The organism is Chitinophaga agrisoli (assembly GCF_008386695.1).
GTDB lineage: Bacteria > Bacteroidota > Bacteroidia > Chitinophagales > Chitinophagaceae > Chitinophaga > Chitinophaga agrisoli.
Map to the genome: position 1 here is coordinate 1 of NZ_VUOC01000030.1, position 332 is coordinate 332.

Consider the following 332-nt stretch of genomic DNA (forward strand, 5'->3'; position numbering starts at 1 on the left):
TAGCGTCCGGGTATCTTTTGCCGGGGTATTCACTTTGACTGTTCTCAACGATGGGGTTAACTACTTGAACAGGGCTTAAGTCTTCTGGTTCAGCGACATTTTCGACGGGAAGGTCAACAAGCTGGGCTTTCTCTAAATCTTCGGGTTGTGCCTCAATAGGTAGATCAACAATAACAAGTCCGTTTCCATCTTCGTCCAATTCAGCAGGATATTCAACCCAGCTGATCGAGCCAACTTCACTGTCATTCTCGATTTCCTCATTCGTCTTTTCAACTGGTTCATCCACGATGTTCACAGGGGCGACTTGTAAATCGGCGTCCTCAACTGGAGCA

1 protein-coding gene is annotated in these 332 nt (G+C 47.0%); it reads right to left on the minus strand.

Annotated elements, in window-relative coordinates; genetic code table 11:
• Nucleotides 1-332, minus strand: a 332-nt coding sequence (locus F0L74_RS34520) for a hypothetical protein (protein ID WP_188316279.1), incomplete at both ends; no start/stop codon positions are given.